Below are 20,320 nucleotides of genomic sequence, written 5' to 3'. Positions count from 1 at the left end.
AAGATAATTATCTTCCCCGGCCTTTTCTGGGCTTTACATGAGGAGACTTAAAAGTTTTTGTTCTGTACCATGCTCTCCTCGGCTTTCTTGATAGCAAGTTTTACAAGATTGCCGCAATCACGAGATGATACACTTCCCCAACCTTCAGTCTTTACTATATCGTAAACGCCTAGCTCTTTTGCCAATTCCTCTTTCAGGTCATCGGACATAAGGCCATTGCGACGTCTACTCAATTTCAATTCCTCCTTTTGGGCCCATTTATATTTTTTCTTTTAAATCCTTTTTTATTCTTAAATAATCATAAGTAAATATTTTACATTGTCAAATTGCCTTGGCTGGTCTTTATAATTTTTAAGATTTTTTCTTCTGTACCATTTTCAGCATTTATATACACATAGAATGTATCACCGCCGTATGTGCCTTTAAATTCGTATGCTAAAACTTCTTTTCCACCATCAAGCGGAATTATGCACAATCTACTGCTATCAACTTTTAAATTTTTGCTGACTTTTCTTTGTGCTTCAACTTCAGTAAGTTTGGGTTTTCCTATTGTCCTATTGACATGTGACATGTAGTATGATGTTGCATCAAAGCCTACTATATCACCATTATCAAGTGCGACTTTGACTTTTACAATGTCAGGATATATTCTGACGTTATTCTGCACAGGCGCAAAATTAAATTGAACAGTTCCGTTTGCTTTTATGGAGTAAGTGTTTTCCATATTGCTAAAGCCATGAGATGATAAAAACTTCACTGCATAATTTAAAGCCTGTGTTTCCGATATGTTTACTTTTGACACCATTCTCTGGTCCATAAACCAAATTACATGACCGCCCTTCTTGCTTACATTCACATAAATTGATGGACCGTTTTGAGGCGGCTTAAGTTCGATTCCATATGCATTTATTTTTCCATTATTGGGACTGTATTTCGTTGCTCCATCCATCGGCTTTCCTATAAATCTTCTTGCAATAGATACAGCATTATCATATGATACATTGCCGCCTGTCAGCCCTTTTGGCGTGAGCTTTGCCTGGCTTTCAGAGAAAGGTCCATCGTATATGAGAGTTGGATAGTTTGACATCTGTTGGTTTACTGCACTCATATTTACATTTAATATCTTGCTGTCTATTTGACTCATCTTTTGTGTGCCTTTCTTTCTCAAATTGCCCAAATCGTAGCCGCCTTGTATCTTGCTTCTCAAGTCTTGCAAATTTTTACCCAGATAAACGGCGTAGTTGTGCAATTCTGATATTGTTTTGTAATCTTTGTCAGTCAATTTCCCTCCGTCAGCCACATTTTTTGAAAGGCTGTAAGAATAGTCTCCTATTTGGGATAAAAACTTCGAAGTATTGTCCAATTCTGGCTGTCCTATTGGAAGCTGGCTTAAGTTTTCTTGTGCTTCAAAAGCTTGCCTCCATACATCGCTTAAAATGGGTATTGTAGTGTTTTCCTGCGATGATACCATTAATTTGCCAGTGGATGTTTCAATATTTTCTATACTGTTGACAAGCTGGTAAAATGACCTATCATATTGTGCCTGCAAGTATCTATGATAAGAAACTTTCTGCATGTATTGGTTATAACCCCATGCCCCTACAACCAAAAGTAAAAGCAACATTACAGCTGTTGATATTCTCTTCATCTACATCACCTACCTCGCAAATATATGACTGCCAATCTGTGTTATGATCGGCCTGTTAAATATCCAGTAATTCTGCACTTTTGATGCATTGTAGTAGTAAAGTGCGCCTCCTGTAGGATCCCATCCTGCAATTGCATCTTCAGCAGCTCTAATGCTATCCTGAGACGGAGGAAGCCACATTTGTCCATCATCAACGGCAGAAAATGCACCAGGTTGAAAAATCACACCCGCTATTGTGTGCGGAAACATGGGAGATCTTACCCTGTTCATAACAACTGCCCCTACAGCTACTTTCCCAACAAATGGCTCACCTCTTGCTTCTCCATCTATAAGCATAGCAAGTAGATATACATCATCGTTCGTAGTCGTAGATGTAGCTGCATTGTATGTACTTGATATTGCAGCAGATGTGCTGGTATTGAAGCCTAAAGCAACCTTTGTTTCATCATCAACTATTCCCGTCACATTAAGTCCATTATTGGCTTGAAACTTTCTTACGGCCAGCCATGTCCTAACACCGAAAAAGCCGTCCACAGGTCCATCATAGTATCCCCAGTCTTTAAGCCTTGATTGAACCCTTGAGACGTCAGATCCAGAATTGCCCCAATATAAATTTGACATCGCCGTCATAGACATGTTTAATGCACTATATTCAATACAAAAGGTAGTAAATAAAATTAGTATCAGCAGTATTACCTTTATCCTGGATATGGAATAATTTTTCATCTTTTGCCTCCTCTATAATTTAGTATTTGTACATATTTTTTGTAGGGAATCAAACTTTATACACGTGTCCCAAAACTTTTATGTAATCTATATTTGGATCTTCCGTACCCTGCAGTTGGCAATGCTGTTCTTTTAATAATTTGACTCTATCAATGATGTCTTTCGTAATCCTCTCGCCAGGACATATCATTGGTATCCCTGGTGGATATGCCATAATCATCTCTGCACATATCTCGCCTTCTGCATCATCTAATAAAACAGATCTATTTTTACCATAATACGCATCCCTTGGAGCGACAATCACTTCAGGTCTTATGAGGTTTCCTGTCGTTATTTCATCATGGTTTTTTATCCTGACAAGTTCTTTCAAGCTATGTATCAGATGTTCAACCGTATTTATATCATCTCCAAGGCTTATTATCGCCATTATGTTGCTTAGGTCTGCCATTTCTAACTGAATGTGATATTTAAGCTTTAATTCCCTCATGATTTCATATCCAGTCATGCCGGTCTTTGACACATTGATGACAAGCTTAGTCGGATCTAACAGATATGGACCTTTTATATCACTTTGAGTCAGAGCTTTTATGCCTCCTATCTTGTTGATTTCTTCTCTTGCGTATTGTGAAAGGCTTATGACGCGGTTTAACATATCTTTACCTTGTGTTGCCAATTGCTTTCTTGCCACATCAATTGACGCCATTAGAACGTATGAAGCAGATGTAGACTGCATCAGATTTAAAATTGACTTTATTGAAGATGGCTCAACTCTATTTCCTTTAGACAGTAGAAGAGAACTTTGTGTCATAGAACCACCTGTCTTGTGCATGCTCAGTGCAGAGATGTCAGCTCCAAGGGTGATTCCACCAGGAGGCATATCAGGATGAAAATAAAAATGGCTTCCATGGGCTTCATCACACAGGACAGCCATATTATGTTCGTGGGCAATTTTAATTATCTCTTCTAGTTCTGAAGTAATGCCATAATATGTTGGGTTCAATACAAGAACAGCTTTGGCATCCGGATTTGCTAAAATCGCTTCTTTTACTTGTTCTGCGCTTATTCCTAAAGCAATATCCAAATTCTCATCTATTTCCGGATAAAGATAAACTGGAATCACACCTGCTAATATTAACGCGGAAAACGCCGACTTATGAGAATTTCTCGGCATTATTATTTTATCGCCTGGCTCAGTCGCCGCCATAATCATAGCCTGTATTCCTGACGTTGTGCCATTCACTAGAAAATAAGCGTTATCTGCTCCAAATGCTTGTGCCGCAAGTTGGTGAGCATCTTTTATGACTCCAATAGGATTTGCAAGATTATCCAAATCCTCCATGCTGTTAACATCTATGCTCATTACTGCACTTCCTACATACTCTGTAAATTCTTTAATGCCTTTCCCATGCTTGTGCCCTGGCACATGGAAAGCATACACATTTTCATCCACATATTTTTTAAGCGCCTCAAATAAAGGCGCATCATTCTGACTGTATTTAGTCATTTATAAAATTCCTCCTAATCATTTTAATGCCATGCGAATATCATCAAAATACTTCTCAAGCACTTCTACAATTTTAAATTTTACCTGTGGTTTATTTGTCTCTATCATGGAAAGCTCGTCTTCTGACAAATACTTGCTTAGCTCTCTCTTCGTTTCATCACTTGAAAGTCCATGTGTAATATCTACAAAACACAAAGGTGGAAACATTACACACCACCAGTTTTTCCCTTCACCTTTTCCTATTACTATTCTCAATGCATTGTAATTTCCTGCAGGAAGAGTTATTGTATCATAGTATTTGGTGGGAAAATCAAAACGCCCGTACATCACCTTCACACCGTAATTTTTACCATTGGCGTATACAGTATCTTGCGCTATTTTCTGGATTTCCGGAATGCTTTCTTTGATAATTTTTTCTGATTCTTTCAAATTCGTTATCCCTATAAATTTAGAATTCATCTTCTTTATTACAGCGTCTCTAACTTTAAGTTTTAAATTTTGGTCATCTTCTGAATCGCTATTTGCTATGACGTGAAACCTAATAAGCTTATTTGATATGTCCTTTTTCATGGCATATGTATTATCATTTTTACTATTGATAAAAAGAAATACTGTAAAAACTAACAAAATAATTGCTATAAATTTTTTCATTACCATGTATCCCCCAATATTTTAAATTTGACATACCGGCTATAACCGGCATGCCCTCAATCTCAATTATTGACAGGTGGAAGATAAAATATACAAAGTTTATTTAAATAAACCAATCCTCCTTATATGGGTAGATACAACAGGCTCTACAACTACATCTGGAAATCTTGTTTTCCATTCAGAGCCAACTTTGCTCCACAATCCTGGTTTATACTTTTGTATATAATCGCCGACACCTACCATATCAACTTTTAAATCTTTCTGAAACCTCTTTAAGGAATCGTTAATCATTTTTTCTATCACTTTGTTGGCTTTATTCTCCATGGTACCTAATACATTTGTGTCAAACATCTCTCCGTGCTTTTGAAAGCTGTATTCTGTCACTTCACCCTCTACATCATACTTTATCTTGTAAATTATCTTCCCATCTTGTTCAGCAACCTGTCTTTTCATGACCGTATTTGTAATATTAAAAGGAACTTTTACTTCCTTTCCGTCTGTGGTTGGCATGTTAAACGTAATGTCGCCACCTTTTACAAATCCCATTAGCCACATATATCCCATGTTTTCACCATCTGAAAGCCATCCTGCCAGTTTGTAATCCTTGATTATGGCAGAACCAGCTATTTTAAGCTCATCTTTTCCTGACGAAATGACAGGAATTATTGCATTGCCGTTGGTATCGTGCAAAGACTTTGTTATCTTATTGTAATCAATATTAGGGAAAATAGATGTCCTGTTGTACTGTTTGAATATGTCGTCTATATAAACGCCAATATCAGGATCAAATTTATAATTTTTAAGCAGTATATCTTGCGCCTTTCCGTCTGCAACTAAAAGCCTCAATTTCCTGCTTAATTCGTAGCTTCTATCAAGAGTGTCTAATACTTCAAGAAATTTATCCCTATTGCTTACTACATCCTTGCCAAGTATAACTGCCTTTGTATGTCCGAGAAAAAGCCTTTTATCAAGCCTTGTGCTTACATGGCGGGATGCAGAAAAAACCGTATCACCAACCTCTGATATGGAGAAATTAGGCTGTCCACCGCCACCACCTCCACCACCGGCAGCGCTGGTTACCTGCTTTACATTAGGAAATTGAAAAGTTACAATGTAATTTTTAGCTTGATTAGATGTATCAATCCCTATCGCCATTACAAATGCTCTATCTTCTATTTCTACCTTATCCCAGCACCCTGTTATCAATGACAATATCAGTAAAAGCAAGATAACAATCTTAATTTTTTTCATTGTTTTTCATCCCCTTGCCTCTCAATTTCATAGCTATAAACATCAAAATCGGAAGAATAATTACGAAAAACAATGTCAAATTTGATGCATATGAAGCATATTTGTATACCTCAACTATTGAGTCTGGGATAAGCGCCATAAAGTAAATAATAGGTATTAACGGTATAACTAAATATGTGTGTTCACGGGCCTTTATAAGCTTAGAAAGGCTTAATGTAGCAGCATATTGAAAAGCTGATATTGATGTAAATACCGCAAACGTCCAAATCCCCATTATCAAACTCTCAAGATTTTCAATAAAAAAACCTGGAAAATTAATAGACTTAATAACTGTGAGCAAAGGCCACAACTGAACGCTGGTCTCTTTGTACCCAAATATGCCCATCGTATAAAATGTAACGTAAATATAAAAAAATATTATAGAAAAAAAAGAAATGTTTATGCTTTTTTTTAATTTGTTTTCCAATTGAATATATGGAAATATAACATATAGTATTTCAAATCCAACAAAACTATAAGCAGTTAATAATATACCTTTCAATAACTTTAAAGGCGATATTCTCAATATTGGCAAAAAATTGCTTAAATCTATATCAGTAATAGCCGGAAGAAGAATAATCATCGTAGGGATAACCATTATAGGGAAAAGAATCTCTGACAACCTTGCAATAGGCTCTATGCCATAACGTACGATATAGCCCGAAGTAAAAAGCAGTGTTATCATTATCACTTCAATGGGTGTGCTATTTAAAAGATATGATTTTGCAACCTCTCCAAAAATTCTTAGATTCAAACTGCAAAAAATTAAAAAATATGCAACAAGGAAGATGCTTAATATAACAGATACAGGCTTTGTCATAAGCTTTGCAGAGTACTCTACAAATGTCTCTGTCGGAAATATAGATGCTATACGGCAAATAAATCTTGCAAATATTAACGCTAGGATTCCTCCCAACAGTATTACTATAAGGCCGTTGGGACCAGCAGCTTTTGTAACATCAGAAGGTAAGCTTAATATACCTGCTCCCAGCATAGTTGTAAAAAGCAGTATTGAAAGTTGATTTTCTGATATCTTGTCATTGTTTTTTATCATTATTATCCCTCCGGTCTATTTCCATGCTTTCTATTTTCTCAGGCCTTAAATCCTTCATGCGTTTCTTGTTCTGTGTATCTAGAGTCGCCGGTCTTCTCTTAAACATCATAAGTGGTGCTCTAATCAATGTGTCCGCTAAATCGCTAAGATTCACCTCAACAAACGGTGATAAATACGGAAGGCCAAAACTTTTTAAAACGACCAAATGGGTAAGCATCAATATAAAACCAAGCATTATACCGTACAATCCCAATACGGCAGCAAAGAGCATAAAGGCAAACCTTAAAAGTCTAAAAGCAATAGCAGCACTGTAGCTTGGTATCGAAAATGATGAAACTGCTGTGACAGCCACTACTATAACCATTAATGGGCTTACGATTCCTGCCATTACAGCTGCTTGACCAATGATCAAACCGCCTACAATACCTATTGTCTGGCCTATTGGAACAGGAAGTCTAATTCCAGCTTCTCTTAAAAGTTCAAAAGTTGCCTCCATTATTAATGCTTCCATAAATGCCGGAAATGGGACACCTTGCCTCGTAGCAGCTATATAAAGGGCTAACTTTGTCGGTATCATGCCTGGATGATATGATGTAAATGCGATGTATATAGATGGTCCAGCAAGGGCAATAATAGCTGCTGTAAACCTCAGTATCCTCAAAAGTGATGAAATCATCCATCTCTCAAAATAATCTTCAGGTGATTGAAAAAGCGTCGCCAGCGTAGTCGGTATGATAAGTGCAAATGGAGAATTGTCTATAAGTATAGCTATTCTACCTTCTAATACAGATGCTGCAACCTTGTCCGGTCTTTCTGTATTAAGCATTTGCGGAAACGGCGAATGCCAATCTTCTTCTATAAGCTGCTCCACATAACCGCTTTCTAAAATGCCGTCTATGTCTATCTGCTGTAGCCTTTCTTTAATCAAGGACAATAAATCTTTATTGACAATATCGTCTATGTACAATAAAGCAACATCTGTCTTTGATCTTTTTCCTATTTGCATCTGCTTTATTTTAAATTTAGGATCTCTTATCCACCTTCTAACAAGTGCAGTATTAACCCTTAAAGTTTCCGTAAAGCCTTCTCTCGCGCCCCTTACTACCATTTCTGTCTCAGGTGGTGTTACAGATCTCATCTGCCATCCTCTGCTGGATATAATCACAACTTTAGGGTGTCCATCTAAAAAAAGAGCTGTATCGCCCGACAGTATCGATGTTATGCATTTGTCTAAATCATCTATCTCTTTTATATCGCCACCAGTTATGGCAGCTTTTTTAATTACTTCATATATGTTCTTCTTAATTTCCTCTATAGATGGTTTTGCCTGTCTCGTATCAAGCATAAGTGAATGCATCACATGTTCATTTATAATGTTTTTATCTACGAGTCCATCCACAAAAACAAGTTCTAATTTATGCTGAAACTCTTCTCCAACCCAGATATCCCTGTAAATTACATCATCAGAATCTTTTAACATATCTTTTATGTATTTTATGTTTTCTTCAATATTCTCTTTGACTTTCGGACTTTCAACATCTTTGTATTCATCGTTACTATTTTTATTGTTTTTATTATTTTTAAATAGCTTATTAAAAAGTCCCAACAAAAACACCCCTTTTGCTAACATCAAATCGGCAATAATTTTATAATTATATACATTATGCCATCTATCAAAAGATAAGCTAGGCCTATGTTTCTGCATATCTTCGAATCCTCTTCAAGGCCTTTTTTTCTTAAGTCTTTAGGCTCAAATACCGACTCATAAAATCCAGCGATGAAAAACGTCGCAAATAAATATACATTAAAGACCTGTTTAATAAAAAGAATTAAATTCATCATTTCAATATCACCTTTTTTAATTATTTCACAATAAAAAAAATTATATGCAAAAAAAATAGGCATTTGCCTATTTTCTCATCATCTCCTATTTACGCTATATATTTATTTGCCATTTCCACGTCTTCATCCTTATCTACGTCATTCCCTATTTCAGGGTATTTTGATATTACAGCTTTTGCATTAATATTAAAAAGCTCCGAAACTTTTCTTTCCAACTGACTTATTGTAACCCGTCCAAAAGCAAACAAGATTAAAATCTTGAATCCCAAAAGCTGACCCAGTTTCCATGGTTTTTTCCTAAACGCTATAAATTGTTTTGCTGCTTCAATACATGCATCAATGATCTGCGGATTTAAGTAAAATATATTTCCGCCTGTAAAAGTACCTTCTTTTATTTTAGCGTATGTCCTCTTAGCATCCGGAAACTTCCTCTCATTGTCCTCTCTTTTCACAATCGGATAGCATAAGTCTGCATCCAATGATTCAGACTGTTCAATAAAATCAATAACTGCCTCTTTCGTCAGCATAGGAATATCACATGTCAATATCAAAACACGCCTATCATTTTTAAAAGGCTCAATTCCCTTAACAACATTTTCTATTATGGAGTTACCTTGATCTATTAATATATCAATTCCATCTATACACTTTAATTTTTCTCTATCGCCTATTACTGCAATTTTCTCCACCTTACCTGAGCTTCTTAATGCATCAATAACGTATGATATCATGTATCTGCCTTTTATTTTAATAAGTGCTTTCTCGGGAAGCTTTTCATCACCAGTGCTTCCAGCTAGTATTAAAGCATTCATAATCTGTTTCACTCTCCATTGCTAAAATGCTTCATATCTTTTACCAAATCATTTTGGAAATTCTGAATGTGTTTTTCTGCCCACTTTTGAGCATTGTCAGAGTTTCGCATTTCCAATGATTCAAGTATTTTTTTGTGTTCCTGATATAATTTCTTAGACTTTTTATAATCACTGATATATTTTACCCTAAATCTGTGAACATGCTCTTGCAGATTATTCATTATCTGCACCAGTTTTTCATTTCTCGAAGCATTAAAAATGCAATCATGAAATTCCTGATCATATTTAATCAATTTGTCTGTGTCGTTTTCCACAATTCCTTCATAGAATTTATCAAGTATTTCTTTTAGCTGTTTAAGCTCATCATCTGTAATTCTCTCTGCCGCCAGAGATGCCGCCAGTCCTTCTAAAGACTGTCTGACCTCAAAAGCATTGAGAAGATCCTTTGTACTTAAATCCGACACGTACGCACCTTTTCTCGGCACCATTACAACAAGGCCATCCAGTTCAAGTTTCCTTATGGCTTCTCTAACAGGTGTCCTGCTAACCCCAAGCTTTTCTGCTAGCTGTACTTCCATAAGCCTTTCACCGGGTTTAAATTCACCTGTTATAATAGCATTCTTCATATAGTCAAAAACAATATCCCTTAGTGGTTTATAATTTTCCAATGGTAGATAATTATTCATACAGTTCTATCCCCTTATCAATAGTATTAGCAATATATACAAAGAAGCCCTCATTCAAAAATGCGTTATACGCCATATTTAAAGAATCCCAATTATCAAAGATTCCAAATACCGTTGGACCGCTGCCACTCATCAGTGTGCCTGAAGCTCCTCTTTCAATCATCATTTTTTTGATCTCACCGATAATTGGATAATTCTTGATAGTTACACGTTCCAAATCATTTCCTAGGCTACTGCAGATATCGACTATACTGCCTGAATTTATAGCATCAATCATTTTTATTGTATAATTATTTTCTATAAAATCAAGTTTGTCGTACTCAGTATAAACATCTTTTGTTGATACAAACAACGGAGGTTTCACAATAAGCAACTTTAGTTGCGGTGTCTTTATGTCTAAAAGTACATCTCCGATGCCGCTTGCCACCTTAGTTCCACCTTCAATGCAAAAAGGAACATCAGCTCCCAATGATACAGCTAATTGTTTCAACATAGGCAAATCTATGTTAAGATCCCAAAGCTTATTCAATGCTACTAACGTTGCTGCTGCATTAGAGCTTCCACCTGCAAGCCCTGCAGCAGCAGGTATATTTTTATTGAGCCGTATCAATGCGCCATATCCACCAAATTCTCTTTTTAATAGATTTGCCGCCTTTACTATAAGATTGCTTCCATCTGATGGTATATACTTATTATCACATTCAAAAACTATATCACTGTTTATTTCAAATTCTAATTTATCACATAAATCTATTGACTGCAAAACCATGTTTACAATGTGGTATCCGTCATCTCTTTTACCTTTGACATCAAGCGACAAGTTTATCTTAGCGTATGATTTTGCCCTTAGTTTGTTCATAATATATTCACTTCCAAAAAAAATTCACACTATAATATATATTATACATTATACACGAAAATCCTTCTATATATGTTTAGTTTTAAAAATTATATTTCTGCATCAATAAAATAAAAGTTGGAATAAATATTAAATTCCAACTTTACCCGCATTTTTATATTTTATTCGGTATTATAAGCTTTGAGCCTGCTAAAACTTTTTCTTCTTTTAGATCATTTACCTTAATAATATCTTCCTTAGCTGTTCTATAGCGCTTTGCTATATCCCAAAGCTCATCATCTTTTTGCACCATGTATATGGTAATGCTATGCCTGTTTTCCTCGCTTCTGGCTTCATCATTCTCTTTTACGTCTACCAAAATATCATATTTGCTCAGTTTAAATGCATCGACAGTAGCATCGACGACAAATTTCAGTTCCGCTTCTTTCATAGCCATTATGTCATACGATATGTGAGTTATCTTTAAATCAATAAAAAGCTCACCATCATCAATAGGCACATCTAAAAACGTCTTAAACTGTGCCTCGCCTTTAAATGACATTGGATTGCCGTTATCACCTATATACATTATGTTATAATCTATTATACCTTCCAAAAGTACTTTCCCATCTTTCAAAGTGTAGTCAGAGAGCACGGGATATGCCACAACATCAATAATCCTTCTTACATTATTTTTAAATTCGACATTTTCTTTAAATATAGCTTGTGATTTAAAGCGTTCCTGTTCACTGATTGCCTCAATCGACTCAATTACGGGCTCAACATTTCTCGTTATCCCATAAATATCGACAGGAATTTCAGTCTCATCTTTCTCCACTACCAGCGCTTCTGTCTTTAAAACTAATTCTATATCGATGATTCTGTTATCACCGTTCTCATCAGACGATATTTCTATATTTTTTTCTATTATTCTTTCATAAGTATTGGCTCTCATGTAACTTAATGCCCCAGGCACTTCTATAAAATTAGCATAGTTGAGGTCACATTCTTCATATCCGTACTCATCTTTTGAATCGCCTTCATATACTACGTATACATGAACACTCCCTTGTATAACTACACGATTATCTGTTATTTTAGGTTCTTCAGGCTTTATAAGTATATCAGCTTTTAAAATCCTCGATATATTAGGTTCACCATCAGAAATCTTTACCTGTTCTTTTAAGAAAGTCTCTGCGCTGTTTTGACCAACAATATTTGATAGCTTAACAGTTTTTTTAAGATATTCTATATCCTCTTCACCTTGAATTCCAACTATCGCTTCCTTCTTTTCCTTATCAAATGCTCTTCCAGATATGCTTACTATTGCTTTTACATTCATTTTGCGACTGTTACTCAGAGAATAATCAACGTGTTCCACTCTAGCGTTGACAAGTGATTTGCATTTCGATTTTGAACCGCTAATTTCAAGAAAATGTGTAAAATCAATAGACTTATTAATCTTCATTAGCTTCTTCTCTTTATCTGCTACATAAATGATGTTAAGCCTAAGTTCACCATCAACTTGAATCTTTTCATCGCTTTCTGTAACCTCGTTTATTACAGTATCGCCTAGAACTGCAATTACATTTATCGCATCAGGCATATCTTCTGGTACTATTACGTCACTTTCTATAAGCGCCTGACTATCCTCGCCACCTACAAATCTGTCATAGCTTATAGTGTTCGTCAATGTGCCCTGCAACATTTTTTTACCTCCTTTATATTAAATTAGAGTTTCTCGTTTAATCCTCTACAGTAATTGCTATAGATATCTAATATAATAATATAAAAGGAGGTCTTAAAATATGCCAAAAAACAAAAACCGATGAAAATCGGTCTTTGTCACATGCAACGTATTTCTTTTTCACCTTTCATCAATGTAAGCTCCACTGTGTCTGTTAAAATGTCAGAATAACTATATGAGACCCTGCGGGTTGCTCCCTGTCCATCTATTACAATAATAAAAATGCTTGGATATGTCTTTTCTAAAAATCCTTCCCGGATTATTGTTTTCTTTCTCCCACCGTTGGTTTTTAGCCTGACTCTTGCGCCAACATGGTCATCCAGCTTCTTTTTAATCTCATGTAGGGCTAATCTATCGGCCAATTTTATCACTCCTTACACAATTCTGAAAATATTATAACACATTTTTCATTTGCTGTCAAATAAAATATATTATTATACCAGCGAAAAAGTAGTTTGTCAACAAAATGATTGATATTTAAAAATGCAAATAGAAGTGTATTTTGAAGATATTTGCCAACTAATCGGGCAAAAATTAATAGCGAGTCAGTTGACTCGCTAAAATTTAGCCTTTGGGACTCCATACCTGAATTTTCCCATTGTCTGCAGCCCACCGATGCCCGGCGCACCTGTTATCGTGTTTTCAATTAGCTCCTCTATTTTTACTATCTCATTTATATGAGAATAAGCCACTTTCTCACAAACTAAAACAGGATCGAGGCAATGTATCAATACTCTCTCTGGTGAGCTTGCATAGTTTGCACCAGATGATATTAATGCTTCATAATTTGACTGGCAGGCACCTGCAAAAATGACCAAATCATCTAATGATGGCTCATAATTTCTAGCATTTTTGACAGCCTCTACAAAGTATTTTGAATTTCTATAATTGTTTATATCAGAATAATTTCTGCTGTTTTTTACGCCGTCATGTCCTGTTAGCACTAATATATCTGGCCTGTATTTACTTAAAAGACTTACTACTTTGTCCGGTTGTTCTTTTTCATCAACAATTTCTCCATGGGCTTCTATATTTGCTTTTTTATAGGCATCCAAACATATATTTAAATATCCTTCGTCTCCATCTATATGAAGAACGGTACCTGGTTTACCATAAGGCTCACTTCGGTTTGACCGCATCATGCTGGACTTTTTTAAATCTTTTGATTGAGCTATTTTTTTTATAAGATAATTTGCTTTCCTCTGATACGGCTCATCGTATTCGTTTATTCTCGTCAAGGAAGCCAGCATAAGATCATCTTCGGGTGCATCAGCAACTATCCGCATATTAAGTCCATGTAGTAGATAATGTTTTGTGCCTCTATTTTCTATAACATCTATAACTTTAAACAGCAAATCAAAGCCGTGTGATTTCCTTACAACTATGTCATTAACCTTAAAAGGCATAAAGATCCCCCCACAACATTATAGTCATATTTCATATACTATAATATGCAGGGTTCTATATACTTGTTATATATTATTCTTCCATTTGTTTTCCTAAAAATGTTGCTGCCGTTTCCGCAATTTTAGCTTCAACTTCCGTTAATACAACACCACTTTCTCTGGTGAAGATTATGACAGTACCAATTGTATCGCCCCGTGAAATAATAGGTACAATAACCTGTGATACTGGCATAAATTCTTGTCCTTCGGCGATAGCAATAGTGCCTTTGTCTTTTCCTTCGCCAAGTATGACAGTCCTTTTTTCCTCCATGTACTTTTCCAATTCTGGACTTATCGGTTTGTCAATCAATTCCTTCTTAGGCATACCTGCCACAGCAATGACGTTGTCGCCATCTGTTATGCAAACAGGTTGCTTTGTCGATTGATATATGCTGTCTGCGTATTCTTGTGCAAAGTCTCCAAGTTCACTTATAGGAGAGTACTTCTTTAATATTATTTCACCTTCTCTGTCAGTAAAAATCTCTAACGGATCACCTTCTCTTATTCTTAAGGTCCTTCTTATTTCCTTTGGAATTACAACTCTTCCAAGGTCATCTATTCTTCTAACAATTCCAGTCGCTTTCAAATTATGTACCTCCATTTCCTGAAATTTTAAGTTCAAGATTAGTATTTATGTATTACCATAATTTTATACATAAAAAAGACACTTCTTAAGTGTCTTTTTTATTAAACAGTAACTTTTATGTTTTGCGGAAACTTCTCAATCTTTGCTGCCTTTTTAAGAGCTTCTGATTTTTGATTAAATATATTCTGCTTTTTGGTATTCTCAAGATATGATATTATGCTACTTTTTACATCGTTAAAAGATTTTGTCGTTTTACCCTCTGATTTTATTATGTGATATCCATATTGCGTTTTAACCGGCTTTGATATTTCTCCGGGCTTTAGGGCAAACGCCGCATTTTCAAATTCCGTCACCATAGTACCCCTTGTAAACTCTCCAAGCTCTCCTCCATTATCCTTCGTTGAAGTATCTATTGAGTACTGTTTTGCAAGTTCAGCAAAATTAGCACCTTTTTGAAGCTTGTCATATATCTCATTGGCAGTTTTCTCGTCAGAAACCAATATATGGCTGGCCTTTACAACTTCAAACTGACTTTTATTATCGTTGTAATATTTTTCTGCTTCACTGTCAGTGACTTTTACATTCTTCGTCCAGCTATCTACAAGCTTATTTATAAGGACGTTGTCCTTCGCCATTTCTTTAGTGACTTTGCTGTTTGTAGCTTTTTCCGCATTGTATTCATCGGTTATTTCTTTGTCTGTCGCTGTAAACTTCTCTTTTTCAGCTTCTTTTAGAAGAAGCTTCTCAAGGATCAGATTATCTAAGACAGAATTCTCAACTACGTCAATAAACTTTTGCTCATTGTAGTTTTGATTCCAGATGTCTTTAGTGTACTGTGGATCGCTTTCTATCTGTGCTTTAACCTGATTAAACGAATCCTGATATTCTTTTAGCGTTATGTCTTGTCCGTCAACTTTTGCAACGATGTTTTTGTTTACGCCACAAGAAGTCAGTGTAGTAAGCGCAAGCGTCAATGCTAAAATTGCTCCTAATCTTTTAAGCTTCAATGCATTCATCCTTTCATTACTGTTTATATACTCATTATATATCAGTTTTAATTTATCTGCAAACATTTAATCTTGCTGACCAAATTGATCAATTCCTTCAATAAATCTTCCCTTTTGCCATACTTATAGGTAATGTATGGTGGAATTTGGCCCGAAAACATTATTTTACCTTTAAATTCATTGACTAAAGCATCAACTATGCTTGAATTTATGGACTTGTTGTCCTTAAACTTCAAGATTATAGAATTACCTCTTTCAGTAATTTCCAATATATTTACATCCCTTGCCAGTGCTTTTAAATATGCCACATCGATAAGAGATTCAACTGCTTTTGGATACTCTTTAAATCTGTCGATAAGTTCGTCTTTTATATCTTCTACGTCCTTTTCATTTTCGATTGAAGAAATCTTTTTGTACATTTCAAGCCTTTGATTTTCATCTTCAATGTATTCTTTGTCTATATACGCGCTTACTTTAATGTCAATTGTGGTATTTGGCTTTTCATCTTCAACTTCACCTTTTAAGCCTTTTATGGCTTCATCCAGAAGCCTTAGATACATGTCATACCCTATTGCATCTATATGGCCATGTTGTTCAGCACCCAGAAGATTTCCTGCACCTCTTATTTCAAGATCTCTCATAGCAATTTTAAATCCCGAACCAAACTCTGTAAACTCTTTTATAGCTTCCAATCTTTTTTCTGCAACTTCAGTAATAACCTTATCTTTTCTATAAGTAAAATAAGCATACGCCAATCTATTGGATCTGCCCACTCTTCCTCTCAACTGATACAGTTGCGATAGGCCCATCTTGTCGGAATCGTAGACTATAATTGTATTGACATTTGGTATGTCAAGGCCTGTCTCAATTATTGTTGTACATACCAATATGTCATAATCACCATTTAAAAATCCAATCATTATATTCTCCAGCTTTCCTTCATCCATCTGACCATGTGCTACAGCTACCCGTGCACTAGGAACCAGTTCTTTTATAATTGAAGCCATTCTTTCAATGCCATTTATTCTGTTATAGACGAAATAAACTTGTCCTCCGCGACCCAGTTCTCTCAAAATAGCATCCCTTATAAGTTCTTCATTAAATTCAACAACGTACGTCTGGACAGGATACCTGTCTTCTGGAGGATTTTCTATTACGCTCATATCTCTTATACCGATTAGGGACATATGCAATGTCCTAGGAATTGGTGTCGCTGACAGAGACAACACATCAATATTCTCCTTTAACTTCTTAATTTTCTCTTTATGTTTGACACCAAATCTCTGTTCTTCATCGATAATTAAAAGGCCTAAGTCTTTAAACTTTACATCATTTTGCAAAATCTTATGAGTCCCAACAAGTATATCAATAGTTCCCTCCGCCAATGACTTTATAATTTGTGATTGCTCCTTATAGCTTCTAAACCGTGACAACATTTCTATCTTTACCGGAAAATCCTTAAATCTTTGTACAAAATTATTGTAGTGCTGTTCAGCCAATATAGTTGTCGGGCATAAAAAAGCCACCTGCTTTCCATCAGCTACAGCTTTAAAAGCAGCCCTTAATGCAACTTCAGTTTTCCCATATCCTACATCACCGCAAAGCAATCTGTCCATTGGTTTGTCACTTTCCATATCTCTTTTTATCTCTTCTATACACCGTAGTTGGTCTTCCGTCTCTTCGTATGGAAATCTCTCTTCAAAATCCTTCTGCCATGGTGTATCCTTTGAAAAAGCATATCCCTTCATCGTCTGCCTTTTTGCGTAAAGTTTTATCAGATCCTTTGCCAGATCCTCCACAGCTTTTTTGGCCTTTTTCTTAAGCTTAGACCATTCATTTCCACCCAGCTTATTAAGCTTTGGCGGTTTGTCCTCGGGACCTATATACTTTTGTATCAAATCCAGTTGATCGACAGGTATAAATAGCTTGTCATCTCCCGCATATTTTATCTTAAGATAATCCTTTGTAACACCATCAAAAGTTATTTTTTCTATTCCTTCATACTTTCCTATACCGTAATTGACATGTACTACGTATGATCCAACTGTAAGTTCTGTAAAATTCCTTATCCTGTTTTCATTTTTCACTTTAAACGATTTTCTTGGCTTTCTGGACTGTCCGAAAATCTCAACATCGCTTATTAACGCAAATTTTGCATCTACGTATTCAAATCCTTTGCTGACAGTCCCTGGGTATATCAAAATGCCTCCTTCGGGAATATCGTATTCCTCATCATCAACTATAGGTACCTCTAATCCATAACTTATCAGGGAATCTCTCAATATCCTTCCTCTTTCTAAATTGCTTGAAAGCATTACAACTTTATACCCGGACTTTCTGTAGAATTTTATATCGTCTACCAGCAGTTCAAGCTTACCATGAAAAGGATGCATCGATCTTGACACAAAATTAACAATACTTCTCACTTCAATATTCGCATCAGATTTTACTATAGTATTCATCAAAATCAGCGATTTGCCTGAAAGCTTCTTTAATATATCATCATAACTAAATAAAAGATTCGACTGCTCCGGCAAAACCTCGCCAGATAAAAGCAACGATTTGAAATTCTCGTTAAACTCAGTCAAAATATTTGATGCTCTCTCTTTTACTCTTATATTTTCATCTAAGATAATAAATGCATCGTCAAAATAATCCACAATGGAATAAAGTCTTTCATAGAAAAAGCTTATTAATTCTCCTATATTTGGCACACTTTTGGTCTCGCTGATATTTTCCATGATTTCATCAAATTTCTTCTTAATCTTTTCCGCTCTTCCACTGTGAGTTTCTTTTATCTTTGAAACATACGAATTCACATTGCTGCTGAGATTTTCCATGCCCTTTTTGATGTTTTCGTCCTCCAGTATAAACTCTCTGGCAGGAAATAGCTCTACTTCACTTAGATTATTTAAAGATCTCTGAGTAAAAACATCAAAACTCCTAATAGAGTCAATTACATCATCAAAAAGCTCTATCCTGAAACCTTCATCTTCCATCGGAGAGAAAAAATCTATTATGCCACCTCGTATGCTGAACTGTCCTTTCCCTTCCACCATAGGTACTCTTTCGTATCCCATCGTTATCAAAGATGAAGATAATTCCTCTAAATCGATAATATCCCCAATTTTATATTTACGACTATATCTTAAAAAAATATCTTTAGAGGCAACTTTATTCAATACCCCGTCTATTGAAGCGACAAATGCAGATGGTTTATCGTCAATAATTTTTTTCACAGCAATAAGCCTTTTCCCTATAAGGTCAAGGCTTGACGCATCAACTTTATAGAAAAGGGCATCTCTGGATGGTATCAGGTAAGCATCACCATTTAAAAAAGAAATTAAGTCTTCATAGATAGCCCTTGCTTCTACATCAGCGTACGTTATAAACAGCACCTTCTTATTCAGCTTCTTTATGATATAATGGGCAATATGAGCTTTTTGAGAATCTGTTAGTCCATATATTAATAAGGGCATCCTCTCTTTCTCAATAGCCTCATCAATTTCCGCAATCTCTTTTAAATTTTCTATGGGCTTTATAAACAATACAATCACCTCAACATAAACCTATTCCAGTACCCATGAATGATAGATGTAATAATAATTGATGTATATATGTTTACATATATCAATATATAATATGCAATAGCTCCAAATATAAGATGAGTAATAATGCTTAAAACTGATGCCCTAAAATTTACTTCTTTAGGTGATACAATAAAATCGTTCAATGACTCCACAACGCCAAATATGAAATGGGCACCAATTATGCTGCCAAAAATGTACCCCATGATAGTTTTTGACGATTCTTCAATAATTGGCACGCCGTATACAACTGCTTTATCTCCATATAAATCTACGACAAATTTATTTAGAAAATATGATAAAAAAACGCTTATCAATCCGCCTATAATAAACATTCGCTGCCGCCATTGAACAAGTTCATGGCATGCTCAACTCCATTCTCTATAATATCAATGATGGCATCTGCCGCTCTATCGATAGAATTATCCACAATTGTTTTATCGCTTTCATTGAATCTGCCTAGAACATGCTCTATCATGTCACCTTTTGGTTTCCCTATTCCTACTCGGACTCTCGGAAAGTCCTCACTATTTAATAAGTATATAATCGATTTCATGCCATTATGTCCACCTGAGCTGCCCTTTTTCCTTATCCTTATTTTACCCACATCCAAATCTTTATCATCATAGACGACAATCAAATTAGAAAGAGGCAACTTGTAAAAATTTACTATATCATAAACAGCCTCACCGCTTGAGTTCATATACGTCTGAGGCTTCTGCAATATCACCTTTTCCTCTTTATAAATACCTTCACCTATCAATGACTTGAATCTTAGTTTTTTAACGGCGATATTCAATTTTTCAGATAGATCATCTATTACATCAAAACCCATGTTATGTCTAGTCCCTTCATACTCTCTTCCCGGGTTTCCAAGTCCTACAATAATGTACATAC

General features: G+C 35.5%; 20 protein-coding genes. All 20 read right to left on the bottom strand.

The window, feature by feature from the left end; all coding sequences use genetic code 11:
* Window positions 1-47: 47 nt before the first annotated feature.
* Window positions 48-209: a small, acid-soluble spore protein, alpha/beta type gene (locus TTHE_RS01080; protein WP_269207944.1), complete on the bottom strand. Its 162-nt coding sequence runs from the start codon at window positions 207-209 to the stop codon at window positions 48-50.
* A gap of 104 nt (window positions 210-313) precedes the next feature.
* Entirely contained in the window at window positions 314-1,648 is a 1,335-nt protein-coding gene (gene ypeB / locus TTHE_RS01075) for a germination protein YpeB (protein WP_013296771.1), read from the bottom strand.
* Between the two features lie 9 nt (window positions 1,649-1,657).
* Window positions 1,658-2,374: a spore cortex-lytic enzyme gene (gene sleB / locus TTHE_RS01070; RefSeq protein WP_013296770.1), complete on the bottom strand. Its 717-nt coding sequence runs from the start codon at window positions 2,372-2,374 to the stop codon at window positions 1,658-1,660.
* 49 nt (window positions 2,375-2,423) lie between these two features.
* The gene (locus TTHE_RS01065; RefSeq protein WP_013296769.1) at window positions 2,424-3,878 is read right to left on the bottom strand and encodes an aminotransferase class I/II-fold pyridoxal phosphate-dependent enzyme; all 1,455 of its coding nucleotides are present in this window, start codon (window positions 3,876-3,878) and stop codon (window positions 2,424-2,426) included.
* An 18-nt stretch (window positions 3,879-3,896) separates the two neighbouring features.
* Window positions 3,897-4,529, bottom strand: a complete 633-nt coding sequence (gene spoIIR / locus TTHE_RS01060; protein WP_013296768.1) for a stage II sporulation protein R — start codon at window positions 4,527-4,529, stop codon at window positions 3,897-3,899.
* Between the two features lie 99 nt (window positions 4,530-4,628).
* On the bottom strand, window positions 4,629-5,780 hold the full coding sequence (locus TTHE_RS01055) for a Ger(x)C family spore germination protein (protein ID WP_013296767.1): 1,152 nt from the start codon (window positions 5,778-5,780) through the stop codon (window positions 4,629-4,631).
* Window positions 5,767-6,873 (bottom strand): GerAB/ArcD/ProY family transporter, encoded by a 1,107-nt coding sequence (locus tag TTHE_RS01050; protein ID WP_013296766.1) that lies wholly within the window; start codon window positions 6,871-6,873, stop codon window positions 5,767-5,769. Before TTHE_RS01050 ends, TTHE_RS01055 begins: the two co-directional genes overlap by 14 nt.
* Window positions 6,857-8,503 (bottom strand): spore germination protein, encoded by a 1,647-nt coding sequence (locus TTHE_RS01045; protein WP_013296765.1) that lies wholly within the window; start codon window positions 8,501-8,503, stop codon window positions 6,857-6,859. Before TTHE_RS01045 ends, TTHE_RS01050 begins: the two co-directional genes overlap by 17 nt.
* The gene (locus tag TTHE_RS01040; RefSeq protein WP_041587507.1) at window positions 8,503-8,715 is read right to left on the bottom strand and encodes a CLC_0170 family protein; all 213 of its coding nucleotides are present in this window, start codon (window positions 8,713-8,715) and stop codon (window positions 8,503-8,505) included. Before TTHE_RS01040 ends, TTHE_RS01045 begins: the two co-directional genes overlap by 1 nt.
* Before the next feature lie 89 nt (window positions 8,716-8,804).
* Window positions 8,805-9,527 (bottom strand): nucleotidyltransferase family protein, encoded by a 723-nt coding sequence (locus tag TTHE_RS01035; RefSeq protein ID WP_013296763.1) that lies wholly within the window; start codon window positions 9,525-9,527, stop codon window positions 8,805-8,807.
* Between the two features lie 8 nt (window positions 9,528-9,535).
* On the bottom strand, window positions 9,536-10,213 hold the full coding sequence (locus tag TTHE_RS01030) for a GntR family transcriptional regulator (protein ID WP_013296762.1): 678 nt from the start codon (window positions 10,211-10,213) through the stop codon (window positions 9,536-9,538).
* The gene (ispE, locus tag TTHE_RS01025) at window positions 10,206-11,072 is read right to left on the bottom strand and encodes a 4-(cytidine 5'-diphospho)-2-C-methyl-D-erythritol kinase (RefSeq protein ID WP_013296761.1); all 867 of its coding nucleotides are present in this window, start codon (window positions 11,070-11,072) and stop codon (window positions 10,206-10,208) included. Before ispE ends, TTHE_RS01030 begins: the two co-directional genes overlap by 8 nt.
* Window positions 11,073-11,226: 154 nt before the next feature.
* On the bottom strand, window positions 11,227-12,759 hold the full coding sequence (locus TTHE_RS01020; RefSeq protein ID WP_013296760.1) for a DUF3794 and LysM peptidoglycan-binding domain-containing protein: 1,533 nt from the start codon (window positions 12,757-12,759) through the stop codon (window positions 11,227-11,229).
* Between the two features lie 137 nt (window positions 12,760-12,896).
* Window positions 12,897-13,160, bottom strand: coding sequence for a Veg family protein (locus tag TTHE_RS01015; RefSeq protein WP_013296759.1), 264 nt, complete (start codon window positions 13,158-13,160; stop codon window positions 12,897-12,899).
* Between the two features lie 195 nt (window positions 13,161-13,355).
* Complete coding sequence (gene yabG / locus TTHE_RS01010; protein WP_013296758.1) at window positions 13,356-14,204, bottom strand: sporulation peptidase YabG; 849 nt, start codon at window positions 14,202-14,204, stop codon at window positions 13,356-13,358.
* A 73-nt stretch (window positions 14,205-14,277) separates the two neighbouring features.
* Window positions 14,278-14,829: a stage V sporulation protein T gene (gene spoVT / locus TTHE_RS01005; RefSeq protein ID WP_013296757.1), complete on the bottom strand. Its 552-nt coding sequence runs from the start codon at window positions 14,827-14,829 to the stop codon at window positions 14,278-14,280.
* A 101-nt stretch (window positions 14,830-14,930) separates the two neighbouring features.
* A complete protein-coding gene (locus TTHE_RS01000) occupies window positions 14,931-15,845 on the bottom strand; it encodes a peptidylprolyl isomerase (protein ID WP_041587506.1) in 915 nt (304 codons plus the stop codon).
* 38 nt (window positions 15,846-15,883) lie between these two features.
* A complete protein-coding gene (gene mfd, locus TTHE_RS00995) occupies window positions 15,884-19,384 on the bottom strand; it encodes a transcription-repair coupling factor (protein ID WP_013296755.1) in 3,501 nt (1,166 codons plus the stop codon).
* Between the two features lie 5 nt (window positions 19,385-19,389).
* Window positions 19,390-19,758: a hypothetical protein gene (locus TTHE_RS00990; protein WP_013296754.1), complete on the bottom strand. Its 369-nt coding sequence runs from the start codon at window positions 19,756-19,758 to the stop codon at window positions 19,390-19,392.
* Window positions 19,746-20,318: an aminoacyl-tRNA hydrolase gene (gene pth, locus TTHE_RS00985; RefSeq protein ID WP_013296753.1), complete on the bottom strand. Its 573-nt coding sequence runs from the start codon at window positions 20,316-20,318 to the stop codon at window positions 19,746-19,748. The genes TTHE_RS00990 and pth overlap by 13 nt, the downstream gene beginning before the upstream one ends.
* Window positions 20,319-20,320: the final 2 nt, after the last annotated feature.

Origin of the sequence: Thermoanaerobacterium thermosaccharolyticum DSM 571 (assembly GCF_000145615.1) — a bacterium.
In the GTDB taxonomy this organism is placed as follows: Bacteria; Bacillota; Thermoanaerobacteria; order Thermoanaerobacterales; family Thermoanaerobacteraceae; genus Thermoanaerobacterium; species Thermoanaerobacterium thermosaccharolyticum.
Note: the sequence above shows the minus strand (reverse complement) of the source record. Positions and strands in the feature narration are given on the sequence as shown.